A 12,016-nucleotide genomic window follows, 5' to 3' on the forward strand; every position below is an offset into this window, starting at 1 on the left:
CTGACAAATTCTTCCTTTCAAGCGCCCGGATCCCTCACCGCCATGGCCGCATCCCTTGAACCGGCCTTGCGGTCCCTCACGGCATCCAATCGAAATTCTCGGGCGAGAAGGGATCCAGCGAGATATCCGCCATCACGAGGACCGTCGAAAATCCCGCTGTCGAGACCTTGGCCTGGAGCATCGTGTCGCCATCGCTCTCGGTCAGGCGCAGGAGGCCCGCCTCGAATGGATCGCTGCCATTCACATAGTCCGGCAGGTATCGCGTCACGTTCGAGAGGTCGATCACGTCGCCCCCTGCCCCACCCTCCAGACGATTGTTGCCGTCACCGCCCTCGATCAGATCGTTCCCGTCGTGACCACGGAGGATGCCGTCACCGTCGAGACCTTCGACGAACTCGGGGTCCATTGTCCCATCGAGACTATCCGCCCCCGTCGCTCCTGTGACGGCGCCATGGTTACCGGTCGGATCGTAAGGCGGCACGAAGTTGTTCGGCGCGAGGTCGTCGACGCGGGTGTTCTCCAAGGTGAGGATGAGCTGCAGGCTTGCCTCCGCGCCGTAGTAGGGCGCGATCAGCGCCTTGAGCACCGTGTCCGTGCCGGACTGCTCCAGGACGAGATGCCCGGTGACGAACGGACTGGTGCCCCCGATGTAGCCCGGCAGCCCGGAAAGCAAGCCCGAGACGTCCAGGATGTCGCCTCCGGAACCGGTCGCGAAGTCGGTGACTACATCGGCAGGCGAGTTTTGCGGATACCCGATCAGATAGGTATCGCGGCCTTCACCACCTGTCAGGCGATCGAGGGACTGGTCAGGGTAGAATTCGTAGCCGCCCCAATCCGCTTGGCTCGAAACATAATGGAAGACGTCGTCTCCCGCTCCGCCGTCGATCGTGTTCGATCCACCTCGCCACTCGTAGAACGTGTCGTTGCCGTCACCGCCGTCGATGGAGTCCGCGCCGCCCGGCTTCGGCGCCGGAGACCAGTGATCGCCGCCCCAGAAGAAAGGGTCACCGTGGATTTCATCGTCGCCAGCACCGCCCAGGATGGTGTCGACGCCAAGACCCCCGAACAGCGTGTCGTTGCCCTCGCCACCATCGATCCGATCCGTACCGTCGCTGCCCTGGATGCTGTCATGTCCGCCAAGGCCCGAGAGCACGTCATCACCGAGTGATCCGGTCAGCATGTCGCTTTCATCCGTGCCGATGGCGCTCGAGACCTGACCGAGCGGATGATATGGGGGATTGAAGTTGTACGCGCTCAGTTGCTCCGGCGCGAGGTTCTCCAGCCACACGATTGTAGCATATCCCAGCCCCTTGCCGATCCACTCGAGATTGACCTGCACAAGAGTATCATTGCCGGATGCAACGACGCGGACCAGACCGCTGGTGAAGGGTTGGACGGGGTCTAAGAGCCAAGGATACTCGGTGTTGTTGCGCGGATCCACGCGCTCGATGGCAGAGGCGAGATCGAGAATATCTCCGCCGTAGCCGACTTCGAAGTCACGGATGACATCTGGAGTAGTCACTGCCTCGACAAAATCATTCAGGCTATATCGATCGGCACCATCGCCGCCGACGATGATGTTCTGTCCCTGCAGATCGATCCTGTCATTTCCGTATCCGCCCAAGATGACGTTGCTTCCGGCACCAGGCGACAGAATGTCATCGCCGTCCCCGCCTACGAGGATGTCGTCCCCGTCACCACCGTAGAGCCAGTCGTTGCCTGCACCTCCATCGAGGCCATCATTACCCATGCCGGCATCAAGTCGGTCGTTTCCATCTCGGCCGATGAGCCAATCGTCTCCTGCGCCACTCGTGAGTCGGTCGGCACCCGCGCCGCCGGAGAGCAGATTGTCGCCATCCGGGTTGTGGTCGCCGAAAGGCGCATCCATGATGATCTTGCTCTGAAGCCGATTAGCCGCAGCGGCCTGACTATCGAGAGAGGAAATTGCCGTCGATCGCGAGGTCATAACAGTACCGTTGTCAGATGCATGAAAATGCTGTCATGACCGACAATAACAACGAACGATCCATCATCATAATCTTTGAATTTACTTCGAAACCTGAACTAGATTTCTGTTCAATATACGTCTGCGGGCATGGCTGCTCAGATGCCGATGACCGTCCCAGCACCGCATAGTCCTAACACCGCTAACGCGGCGACGACAAAAACCCCGTCGCGCCCATGAAACGCAGGCGCGTTCATGATCGTGCGCGGTGCATCGGGACTGAGACCCCTCGCCTCCATGGCAATCGCCGCGCGGCCAGCGCGGCGGATAGCGAAGGCGAGGAGCGGGATCACGAGGCCGATGAGCTCGAACGGGCTCGGGATGCGGCGCAGGCGGCGCCCGGATTTCATGGCGCGAGCAAGCCGCATCTGCTGCGCCTCGCCGGCCAGATCGGGCACGAGCTGCATGGCTGCAAACAGCGAATAACCGATGCGCGGCGGCAATCCGGCGTGCTGCATGAGCGCACGCACGAAGAGGCCGGGATCGGTGGTGAGCGCGAAGAATACGGAGATCATACCGCAGGCGAGCGCACGTAGGAACAGGGTAACGCCGGCCGAGAACTCGGGCGACGAAAGAACGGACTCGTTCGCCATGCGCAGCGCGAAGTCGCTCTCCTGGCGAAACAGCAGGCTGGTGGTGAGAAAGCCGAAGCCAAACAGGGCGAAGGGCACCATAAGGGCGAGCAGTACCAAAGGCGAGGTGCGATTGAAGACGACGAGCACGAGCGCTGGCGTCAGGATCGCAGCAAGCTGGAACCGCGGATCGAAGACGAGCACGGCGGCGATGAGCCAGATACAGCAGACCACAAGTTTCGACAGCGGATTGAGCGCCTTCATCATATCTCGACGGCCTCCATCCGTGGCGCAACGGCTTTCAGCCAGCGCATGGCCGCAAGCGATGCAGGCTCGGTGAGCCCAGCGCGGGCAAGAAGCGCTGCATCGTGCGTCAGCTTCTCCGTGGGACCTTCCGCCAGGATGCCGCCCTCTCCGACCACGATGGAGCGCGGGCAGAGTTTTAACGCGAGATCCATGTCGTGCGTGATCAGCGCAATGGTGCGCCCCTTCTCGTGTAGCGCCAAGATCTCCTGCGTGAGAAGCGCTGCACCATGCGCATCGAGCCCAGCCATCGGCTCGTCGAGCACGAGGAGTGGCCAACGATCCGACAGGGTGAGCGAGGCCAGCGCGAGCTTGCGCTTCTGGCCCTGCGACAGCTCGAACGGATGGTTCTTGGCCAGATGCACAAGGCCCCAGGATTCGAGTGCAGCGTCAGCGCGTGCCGCCTTCTCCTCCGTGCTCATGCGCGTCGGCAACGCGGTAAGTAATTCCTCGCGCACGGTTCCGGCGGTAAACTGATTCTCGGAACGCTGGAACGCATAGCCGCCCGACGGGCCTTGGCGCTTGCCAGCCTTCAGCGGCAAGAGGCCAGCGAGGCAAAGGCCCAGCGTCGACTTGCCGGCACCGTTCCGGCCCAGCACACCCAAAATCTCGCCTTCGCGGATGGCAAGATCGATGCCGCGCAGCACCGTGGGGCCGAGGAACGGCGCGCAATCGGCCTGAGTCAGTTGCACGAGCGTAGGCGTGTCGCGCAGGACGATAGACGGCATGGCAGAGGCGACGAAGGCCTCGACGGCCGGGCGGGCCTGATCGAGATGATCATTTGGAGCGCGCACAGGATCGAGATGCATAAGCGACTCTTCGATGGAGAGAGGCGCAATCGGGGCTGCAATGCCTGCCCTCATCAGCTCCGCATCGAGCGCGCTTGCGGCGGGGCACCAGATGCCGTGCGATTGCAGCAGCGCGCGCTTGTCGCGAAAGATTGCGCGCGGCTCGCCCTCGGCAATGATTGTTCCGTCGCGGCCGAGCACAATCATGCGGTCGATGGATTCGATCAGGCCGTCGAGCCTGTGATCGACGATGAGGATGGTCTGCCCGCCCTCCCCGCTCGTCAGCAGTGCATGCAGACGACACGCAGCCTCAGGAGCCAGATGCGCGGTCGGCTCATCGGCGACGAAGAGCGGTGCCCCCTGCACGAGGGTCGCCGCCAGTGCCACGAGCTGACGCTCGCCGCCCGAGAGCTGTGCGGAACGACGCTGGCGCCATTCCTCCGGCACGCCGACCTTTCGCATGGCCTCTGTGACCGCCTGCGCGATGCGCTCCGGCAGCAGGGCTCGGTTCTCGAGCGCGAAGGCGATCTCGTCCTCGACCCGCATGCCGCAGAGCGTCTGATCCGCATCCTGGAAGTACTGTGCTACTTGTGCAGCCCAGCCCCACGGCTTCTGCGTACCGATATCCTGACCGAAGAGGCGGATCTGTCCCCTCACCTCCGCCGGAATGCTGTCGGGAATGAGTCCCGTCAGCGTCAGCAGCAGCGTGGACTTGCCGGAGCCCGACGGGCCAAGCAGGAGAACCCGCTCGCCCTGCCGGATCGATAGATCTACAGGCCCGACCGCAAGGTGCTTGGCGAAGGGATAGAGGACTTCGACCCCTCGCCACTCGGCAGCGGGTTCAGGCGGCAGCGGAGCGCTTCTCGACATCGATCGCAAGGCCCGCGAGAGCGCCCGTCTTGTAGAGTGCCTGCACGATGATGTGCGCAAGCCAACCGCCGAGCAAAGCGCCACTTAAGGTACGCAGCACGAACATGGTGATGAGCAGCGTCGGCTGCAGCGCGCCATAATCGAAACGGATCCAGGTGTAGATGAAGGAGAAGATCGCCGCACCCACGCCTGCGGCCATCAGCACCGGCAGCGAATAATTGCGCCAGCGCGTTGCCGCGAAGACCGCTTCCGCGCCTGCACCCTGGACGATGCCGCTGACGATGAGCAGCAACCCGGCAGGACTTCCCAGCAGCACCTGCACGGCGGCGGCCAGCACTTCGGCCGCGAAGGCAGCGCCCGGCTTGCGGATGATGGCGGCAGCCACCATCGAAGCGATGAACCAGAAGCCCATCACCACATCCATCGTCAGGGGGCCGAAGGCCGCTTGCGCGATCAGCCAAACCTGCACCCAGCCGAGATAGAGCACGGCGAAGACCGCGCCAATCACGGTGATGATGAGGGTCTCCCTCAATGTCCAGCCACGAGTCAGGGACATGGCAACCTCCTTTGTGAGACGAAAGTCTTGCGAAAAATCACGCTTTGCTCGGGCTGTTCGCCGAGACCTTGAGATCGAGCGCCACATGGCCCTGCGGTGCACCGAAGCGCAGGAAGGCTTCGCTCAATGTCGCGAAGACCGGACCTGCGTCGCCGCGCAGCTTGGTGCAGAAATTCTTCGAACGATCGAAGACACCGGATTTCTTGAGAAACTCGATGCAGCCATAGATCTCGTCCATGTGGTGTCCGCTGCCGAGCGGATAGAGCGAGAATTGTGCGGCCACGATCTGCCCGGCCTTGGGAGCAGACTCCACATGCCTCACGGCCGCTGCGATGCGTGCTTCGAGCGGCTGATCGTGGTTCGAGCCTTCAATCGGCGTACAGATCGGATCGTCGGGCTCGCCTGGGCAACCGCGCGAGACGGTAGCTGCCAGGACGCAGTGAACGCCGCGGTGCGAGGCCGCGAGAAACAGATCGCGCGTGGCCGGAAAGAGTTGCTCGGGCGGACCGACGATCAGCGTCGAGATATCGTCGGTCTCGATTCTGAAGTTGGGACGGTACGGCTCAAGTGCCCCGATGGCGCCGAGGATGACATCGACGAAATCGTCGGTCATCGGGTAGAGGGAAATCTGTGCGCCGGAAAACATCGTCACCTCGCTCCGCTGGCATTACCCAGATCAGCTTGAGGGTCCAACGGCCTCGCGCCGTCATCTCAGCCCCGGCAATACGGAGCACCCCTGTCAGATGCGACCTGCTTAGCACCTTTTCTCACAGCATGGCAAGCGGCCGCCCTCGGTCGCCACGCGAGGTCAAGTTTCCTACTGAACGGTGACCTGATCCTTGATCCTCTCATAAGCAGTGCGGCGCACCACCCGCTTCTTCACGAGATCTTCCACGGATTTGTACGGACGCCCTCTCATGATGGCGCGGCCGAGCGAGCCAGCACCTCTGAGCGTGTTCAACTGCTCGATAGAGCCTTTGTTGAGATCGACGAGGGCAGAGATCGGAGCTGGGGATGGAACGGAGGGTTGCGCCAAGCTCGCCTGCTGGGTCACGGTCCCCGTTAGGTTCATGTCGGTGCGAGGTGCAGGAGACGGCTTGGAGGGTCTGTTGTGGGAGGTTTGTCCGACGGCGGCCTCGAATTGTTTGAGGACGGCCAGGGACTGATCGCGAGAGATCTCGATTGAAGCGCGATCGATAGCGGGTTCGACCAGAGTCTCGTCAAAATCCTCCTCGTCGGCCGCCAGTGGAGGGGCAACGGCCGGCCGGTTCCTGGGCAGCGCAATCGGGGCGGATGGATCCGCATCGGCGACTTGGACGCGGTCGGTTCGATCGGGCGGGGGCGCGGGTCTCGGCTCCACGGTGATCGTCTGCGGTGGGGCGACGGCCACCATGCCGTCCGTGGTCGCGCCGAAGTCCTGGAATCGCCACAGGGCCAGCAGCCCGGCGCTCATGAGACCGATCACCAGCAGAACGCGCATGGCCTGGAGGGCCGCGTTGTCGTGCGGTTCGCGGGGCGTTTGGGTTCGGGACAAATCGCCAACCTGCATGGGATCCTCGCACATCTCATCGACGACGGAACCGTGATGTCGGTCAGGGCTAGACGGGGGATGTGGCGCAGGCGTGGCAATCAGGACCTGAAAAGCAGCTTCAACCGCGATTTTGAATAGGTGTGGATTTTTTGCACGCAGCCGGGGCCTGGGCGGGCAACGTCATCACCTTTCGAAAGTTTGCTTTCAGATCGCCCGTACCTGCGCAGGCGCGCCGATGGCGCATTCGAGCGCGGCGCGATCCCAGCTGCCCGCATCGGCTGCGGCGTTGTAGGTCGTGACGAGAAAGTCGAGCAGCACTGCATCCGGATCATCCGCCTGGCGTACTGTATCATAGGGCAGGATGAACTCACCGAGCGTGGTGTCGAAGGATGCGCCGGGCGTGACTTTGGCGTCGCGGAAGCCCGGCGCCTCCGGATAGGCGTAGGAATAGAAGGCCGGTTGGGGAAAGGCATCGCTGCCGGGCCAGAAGCCTGCGCTCGAGACCTCGTGCGAATAGGCCTCGCGGGTGACATCGTCCGGCAAACCGGGCACGCCCCCGGGATGCAGAGGCGCGGGACGCCCGGAAAAGCGCGTCACCGCGAGATCGAAGCTGCCCCAGAAGAAATGCACCGGCGAAGATTTTCCCAGAAAGCCGCTGCGGAAGAGGTTGAACACCCGGTCCACCTGCATGAGAGCTCGCCAGAAGCGCTGCGCGGCATCGCGATTGTAAGCAGCGTGAACCCGATCCTCGGAAAAGCGGATGGGATCGGGCAGCTCGTTCGGCATCTCGTTGATGGTGACCTTGATGCCGAGGTCGCTCAGGATGGCGAGAAGTCGTGAATAGAAATCCGCGACGCTTTGCGGCTGCAGTGGCAGCTCTCGTTCGTCCCCGCGACTGGTACGCACGCGCAGGAGATGGGAGATGAAGTCGAAATGGATTTCCAGAATCTCGTGGCCGGCGGGAATGGTCGAGGTGCTCAGTCCCCGCGCGGTGACATAGAGCGGCACCTGCCAGCCGTGATTGAGCCAGGGCGTGAGCGACAGCCGGATCTTACCGACGATCTGCGTCCAGAGCTGCAGCGTGGCCGCCGTATCCCGCCAAGCGGGATAAGGCAGTTCAGGCCAGGAAGCGTCACCCATCAGGCGCTCCTCTGAGAAACGGAACTCCAGCAAAACTAGAGCATCGTTCGGAGCGGACAACTGGAGCGACTTAAGGCCGATGATCAGTCAATAGGCGCATCAATGCAGCAGGTGACTGGAGCGGTCGGCATTTCAAGAGAAATGCCGACCGCTCCAGATGGCTTTGGCGATCATGCCGCCGGACGCATGCCAGCCGCGATGGCTGTCGGAATCTCGATATCGACCTCGAGCGTCGATACGGATGCGCCGCGATCCATCTTGATCTGCACGTTGTCCTGCGGAACCGACATGTGCTTGGCGATCACCGCCATGATCTCCTCACGCAGGATGGCCACGAGATCGGATTCGCCACCACCCACGATGGTGCGCTCATGGGCGAGCAGAACCTGAAGCCGCTCGCGGGCGACAGGCGCGGATGTGTTGCGCTTGAAGAAGCTGAAGAGGTTCATGCGGCCCTCCGGGAGAAGAGTTTGCTGAAGAGACCGCGCTGCTTCTGCACCTCGACGATGGTCTCGCCCTGTAGCTTGCGCACGGCGTCGAGATATGCCCGGGCCGGTGCGGAATTCGGGCTGCCGAGCGTCACTGGTGCACCGAGATTCGACGAGCGCAGCACTTCCGTGCTCTCGGGAATGATGGCGAGAAGCGGGATGGAGAGGATCTCGAGCACATCCTCGACCTTAAGGATCTCGCCGCGTTGAGCGCGAGCATTATCGTAGCGCGTGAGCAGGAGATGCTTTTCCACCTGCTCGCCCTTCTCCGCCTTTTCCGTCTTGGAATCGAGCAGGCCGATGATGCGGTCGGAATCCCGGATCGATGAGACTTCCGGGTTCGTCACGACGACAGCGACATCCGCATGACGCATGGCAAGCGTCGCACCGCGCTCGATACCTGCTGGACTGTCGCAGATGACCCAGTCGAACTTCTCGCGCAGGCCGTTGATGACGCGCTCGACGCCTTCCTCGGTGAGGTTGTCCTTGTCGCGGGTCTGGGATGCGGGAAGCAGATGAAGGGTCTCGATACGCTTGTCGCGAATGAGCGCCTGCTCGAGCTTCGCATCGCCCTTGACCACGTTGATGAGATCGAACACCACGCGCCGCTCGGCGCCCATGATCAGATCGAGATTGCGCAGGCCGACGTCAAAATCGACCACGGCCACTTTCTTACCGCTCTGCGCCAGCGCCGCGCCCAGCGCCGCCGTCGAGGTCGTCTTTCCGACACCGCCCTTGCCCGATGTCACGACAAGTACTTTCGCCATCCTTGGTTCTCCTCACCCTACAAAGCTGCTCCTGCGACGGCATCACCAGCAGGTTCCCCGGAGGACCGCAGAACATGTTCGGAGAGCGGAGGCGGATCAGGCTGTCGCGGATTTCTTACGCCACGTGATGCATCTTATTCGGCGCCTCTTATGGTTACCGCCCGGTTAAGATTTCCCAGAGAAAGCAAGTTTTTTGGCGGAAAACCAAGGCTTTGAGCAGTCGCGAGCCACATCAAGGAAATATTTCCTCAGAATTGAGAAAGGACAGTTCTCGGAACCGGTACCGGCCCCTTCCATTGACCTTCGAACCTGCGCCCCTAGCCTTGTTTCGTTGTCACTGGAGGGCTCCCGATGCGGCACGGATGGCGGATTCTTCTCTTGTCAGCGTTATCGCTGGTTGTGGCGCACGCGCCAACTCGCGCACAGCAAGCCACGACGGTTCGTGTTGGGCATTTTCCCAACATCACCCATGTGCAGGCCCTGGTGGCCCGCGCCTTCGAGCGACAGGGCCGCGGCTGGTTCGGCGAGCGGCTCGGGCCTGGGGTGAAGATCGAGTGGTACGCCTATAATGCCGGCCCTAGCGCCATGGAGGCGATTTTCGCCAACTCACTGGACCTGACCTATGTGGGCCCCAACCCGGCGCTCAATGCCTATGCCCGCTCCCGGGGGGATGAGATCCGTGTCATCGCGGGTGCCGTGAACGGTGGCTCCGCGCTCGTGGTTCAAGGGGATTCCACTCTATCGAAGCCCGCCGATTTCAAGGGCAAGCGCATCGCTACTCCCCAATTCGGCAACACACAGGACGTAGCGGCCCGGGCATGGCTGGTGGCTGGCGGACTGCGCATCACGCAGACCGGCGGCGATGCGCAGGTTCTGCCCACCAGCAATCCCGATCAGCTCTCCCTGTTCCAGGGCAAGCAGCTCGATGCGGTCTGGACCGTGGAGCCCTGGGTTTCGCGGCTCGAATCCGAGGCCGGCGGCAAGGTGCTGGTGGAGGAGAAGGATGCCATCACCACGATCCTGGTCTCAAGCTCGGCTTTTCTCGCCAGGAACCGAGATCTCGCCAAGCGCTTCGTCGTCGCCCATCGCGAACTCACCGGCTGGATCCAGAAGAACCCGGATGAAGCGCAGCGTCTCGCCCGCGAGGAATTGCAGGCGTCCTTCCGCTTCGACATGTCGCCGGAACTCGTCGCACGTGCCTGGAGCCGTATGGTGATTACACCAGATACGTCACGGGAAGCCTTCCAATCCTTCGTGACCAGCGCGCAGCAGGTCGGTTTCTTACGCGGCACACCCGATCTGTCCCGTCTGATCGAGGCACCTTGATGGAGGTGTCTCTGCTGGATTCGATCACGGCCGCGCCTGCCAAGCTCCTCGTGGAGAACGTCTCGAAGCGCTTCACGTCATCGCGTGCAACCGTGCAGGCGCTGGACAACGTGTCCCTCACCGTTACGGAAGGTGAATTTGTGTGCCTGATCGGGCCCAGCGGGTGCGGCAAGTCTACCCTCCTCGATATCATGGCGGGGCTCACCATGCCGGATTCAGGCCGCGTGCTTGCTGACGGAAAGCTCGTGGAAGGCCCTGGCCGGCAGCGTCTCGTGATGTTCCAGGAATCAGCCCTGTTTCCCTGGCTCGATGCGTTCGGCAATGTGATGTTCGGGCTGAAATTGCGGCCGGATCTGACTCATGCGGAGCGCAAGGACATCGCCAATCATTTCCTGCATCTGGTCGGCCTCGAGAAATTCAAGCGCGCGCATGTGCATGAACTCTCGGGCGGCATGAAGCAGCGCGTTGCATTGGCCCGCGCGCTCGCGCCCGATCCGCAGGTGCTGCTCATGGACGAGCCCTTCGCCGCGCTCGATGCGCTCACCCGCGACCAGCTCTACGACGACATCCAGCGCATCTGGATGGAGAGCCGCAAAACCATCGTGTTCGTCACGCATAACGTGCGCGAGGCAGTTTGCCTCGGAAACCGTGTCGTGCTCATGTCGCCGTCGCCGGGCCGCATCTCGCAAGTGTTCGAGATCGATCTGCCGCATCCGCGCGACATCAACAGTCCCGACCTTGCCGGCTACACGTCGACGATTGCTGCCGCTCTCAAAGGCACCTTGAAAGGAGCGGTCTCCGAATGAAACGCACGGCGGTCGCCCTCCTCTTCTTCGCCGTGCTCATCGGCCTATGGGAGCTCGCCGTGCGCAGCGGCCGCTGGTCCATCGTTCTTCTTCCCTCACCCATCTTCGTCGGCGAATACATCTGGGGTGCGCTGCTCGACGGCACTCTCGCAGAGTCGACGTGGGTGACGCTCAAGCGCCTGCTCGTCGGCTATGCCGCCGGCGTCCTCATCGGCCTGCCGCTGGGGCTTCTGACCAGCACGTCACAGGTTTTCGAGGACACCATCGGAGCGTTGGCTCTCGGCTTCCAGACCTTGCCGAGCGTGTGCTGGGTGCCGCTCGCCCTTGTCTGGTTCGGGCAGACAGAAGGTGCGATGCTCTTCGTCGTCATCATGGGCACCGTATGGTCCGTGATCATCGCCACCGATCACGGCGCACGCAACATTCCGCCGATCTATGCCCGCGCGGCGCGCACCATGGGGTCGGAGGGCTTCCATAAATGGACACGGGTGATCCTCCCCGCTTCGCTTCCCTTCCTCGTCAGCGGCATGAAGCAAGGCTGGGCCTTCGCCTGGCGTTCGCTGATGGCGGCGGAGATCTACGTGACGATCCTCACCGGCTTCGGCCTCGGCCACCTGCTGCATTACGGGCGCGAACTGAACGCCATGGAGCAGGTGATCGGCATCATGATCGTGATCGTGGTGATCGGGCTTCTGGTGGATCGCCTGCTGTTCTCCCCCTGGGAACGCTTCCTGCATCGGCGCTGGGGAACGAATGTAAAGGAAGCATAGCTCGGCCGAAGAAGAACCGAGAGCAGATGGAGTCTCTCTTCCTCCAAGATATAGCTGGGCAAACGCTGTCATTCCCGGCCGGAGCGCAGCGAAG

At 62.4% G+C, this 12,016-nt stretch carries 12 protein-coding genes and 1 riboswitch; of the genes, 3 read left to right on the plus strand and 9 right to left on the minus strand.

Going from position 1 to position 12,016, the window contains the following annotated elements:
- Nucleotides 1-76: 76 nt before the first annotated feature.
- From JO965_RS20210 to minD, 9 genes are all read right to left on the minus strand, one after another.
- Nucleotides 77-1,888, minus strand: a complete 1,812-nt coding sequence (locus JO965_RS20210; protein ID WP_203440790.1) for a calcium-binding protein — start codon at nucleotides 1,886-1,888, stop codon at nucleotides 77-79.
- A 215-nt stretch (nucleotides 1,889-2,103) separates the two neighbouring features.
- Complete coding sequence (locus JO965_RS20215) at nucleotides 2,104-2,844, minus strand: energy-coupling factor transporter transmembrane protein EcfT (RefSeq protein ID WP_203440791.1); 741 nt, start codon at nucleotides 2,842-2,844, stop codon at nucleotides 2,104-2,106.
- On the minus strand, nucleotides 2,841-4,538 hold the full coding sequence (locus tag JO965_RS20220) for an ABC transporter ATP-binding protein (protein WP_203440792.1): 1,698 nt from the start codon (nucleotides 4,536-4,538) through the stop codon (nucleotides 2,841-2,843). Before JO965_RS20220 ends, JO965_RS20215 begins: the two co-directional genes overlap by 4 nt.
- A complete protein-coding gene (locus JO965_RS20225; RefSeq protein WP_203440793.1) occupies nucleotides 4,510-5,094 on the minus strand; it encodes an ECF transporter S component in 585 nt (194 codons plus the stop codon). The genes JO965_RS20220 and JO965_RS20225 overlap by 29 nt, the downstream gene beginning before the upstream one ends.
- Before the next feature lie 37 nt (nucleotides 5,095-5,131).
- Nucleotides 5,132-5,740 (minus strand): YkoF family thiamine/hydroxymethylpyrimidine-binding protein, encoded by a 609-nt coding sequence (locus JO965_RS20230; protein WP_203444282.1) that lies wholly within the window; start codon nucleotides 5,738-5,740, stop codon nucleotides 5,132-5,134.
- A riboswitch (TPP riboswitch) is annotated at nucleotides 5,731-5,842 on the minus strand. Its footprint overlaps the gene before it by 10 nt.
- Before the next feature lie 69 nt (nucleotides 5,843-5,911).
- Nucleotides 5,912-6,643, minus strand: coding sequence for a helix-hairpin-helix domain-containing protein (locus JO965_RS20235; protein WP_203440794.1), 732 nt, complete (start codon nucleotides 6,641-6,643; stop codon nucleotides 5,912-5,914).
- A gap of 186 nt (nucleotides 6,644-6,829) precedes the next feature.
- Nucleotides 6,830-7,765, minus strand: coding sequence for a DUF5996 family protein (locus JO965_RS20240; RefSeq protein WP_203440795.1), 936 nt, complete (start codon nucleotides 7,763-7,765; stop codon nucleotides 6,830-6,832).
- Between the two features lie 170 nt (nucleotides 7,766-7,935).
- The gene (minE, locus tag JO965_RS20245) at nucleotides 7,936-8,214 is read right to left on the minus strand and encodes a cell division topological specificity factor MinE (RefSeq protein WP_203440796.1); all 279 of its coding nucleotides are present in this window, start codon (nucleotides 8,212-8,214) and stop codon (nucleotides 7,936-7,938) included.
- Complete coding sequence (minD, locus tag JO965_RS20250; protein WP_203440797.1) at nucleotides 8,211-9,020, minus strand: septum site-determining protein MinD; 810 nt, start codon at nucleotides 9,018-9,020, stop codon at nucleotides 8,211-8,213. Before minD ends, minE begins: the two co-directional genes overlap by 4 nt.
- Nucleotides 9,021-9,398: 378 nt before the next feature.
- On the opposite strand from minD, the gene JO965_RS20255 reads away from it, so the two are divergent.
- The 3 genes from JO965_RS20255 to JO965_RS20265 are packed head-to-tail and all read left to right on the plus strand — an operon-like array spanning nucleotide 9,399 to nucleotide 11,922.
- Nucleotides 9,399-10,346: an ABC transporter substrate-binding protein gene (locus tag JO965_RS20255; RefSeq protein WP_246776633.1), complete on the plus strand. Its 948-nt coding sequence runs from the start codon at nucleotides 9,399-9,401 to the stop codon at nucleotides 10,344-10,346.
- Nucleotides 10,346-11,152: an ABC transporter ATP-binding protein gene (locus tag JO965_RS20260; RefSeq protein ID WP_203440799.1), complete on the plus strand. Its 807-nt coding sequence runs from the start codon at nucleotides 10,346-10,348 to the stop codon at nucleotides 11,150-11,152. The genes JO965_RS20255 and JO965_RS20260 overlap by 1 nt, the downstream gene beginning before the upstream one ends.
- Nucleotides 11,149-11,922 carry an ABC transporter permease gene (locus JO965_RS20265; RefSeq protein WP_203440800.1) on the plus strand — a complete coding sequence of 258 codons (774 nt, stop codon included), beginning with the start codon at nucleotides 11,149-11,151 and terminating at the stop codon, nucleotides 11,920-11,922. Before JO965_RS20260 ends, JO965_RS20265 begins: the two co-directional genes overlap by 4 nt.
- Nucleotides 11,923-12,016 lie beyond the last annotated feature (94 nt).

The sequence above is a fragment of the Microvirga sp. VF16 genome (assembly GCF_016864375.1).
GTDB lineage: Bacteria > Pseudomonadota > Alphaproteobacteria > Rhizobiales > Beijerinckiaceae > Microvirga.

Excerpts from the sequence above, each read along its gene's own strand:
- JO965_RS20210 (WP_203440790.1), bottom strand. The coding sequence starts at position 1,888 with ATGGATGCGCCTTTCGGCGACCACAACCCGGATGGCGACAATCTGCTC.
- JO965_RS20215 (WP_203440791.1), bottom strand. The coding sequence starts at position 2,844 with ATGATGAAGGCGCTCAATCCGCTGTCGAAACTTGTGGTCTGCTGTATC.
- JO965_RS20220 (WP_203440792.1), bottom strand. The coding sequence starts at position 4,538 with ATGTCGAGAAGCGCTCCGCTGCCGCCTGAACCCGCTGCCGAGTGGCGA.
- JO965_RS20225 (WP_203440793.1), bottom strand. The coding sequence starts at position 5,094 with ATGTCCCTGACTCGTGGCTGGACATTGAGGGAGACCCTCATCATCACC.
- JO965_RS20230 (WP_203444282.1), bottom strand. The coding sequence starts at position 5,740 with ATGTTTTCCGGCGCACAGATTTCCCTCTACCCGATGACCGACGATTTC.
- JO965_RS20235 (WP_203440794.1), bottom strand. The coding sequence starts at position 6,643 with ATGCAGGTTGGCGATTTGTCCCGAACCCAAACGCCCCGCGAACCGCAC.
- JO965_RS20240 (WP_203440795.1), bottom strand. The coding sequence starts at position 7,765 with ATGGGTGACGCTTCCTGGCCTGAACTGCCTTATCCCGCTTGGCGGGAT.
- minE (WP_203440796.1), bottom strand. The coding sequence starts at position 8,214 with ATGAACCTCTTCAGCTTCTTCAAGCGCAACACATCCGCGCCTGTCGCC.
- minD (WP_203440797.1), bottom strand. The coding sequence starts at position 9,020 with ATGGCGAAAGTACTTGTCGTGACATCGGGCAAGGGCGGTGTCGGAAAG.
- JO965_RS20260 (WP_203440799.1), top strand. The coding sequence starts at position 10,346 with ATGGAGGTGTCTCTGCTGGATTCGATCACGGCCGCGCCTGCCAAGCTC.
- JO965_RS20265 (WP_203440800.1), top strand. The coding sequence starts at position 11,149 with ATGAAACGCACGGCGGTCGCCCTCCTCTTCTTCGCCGTGCTCATCGGC.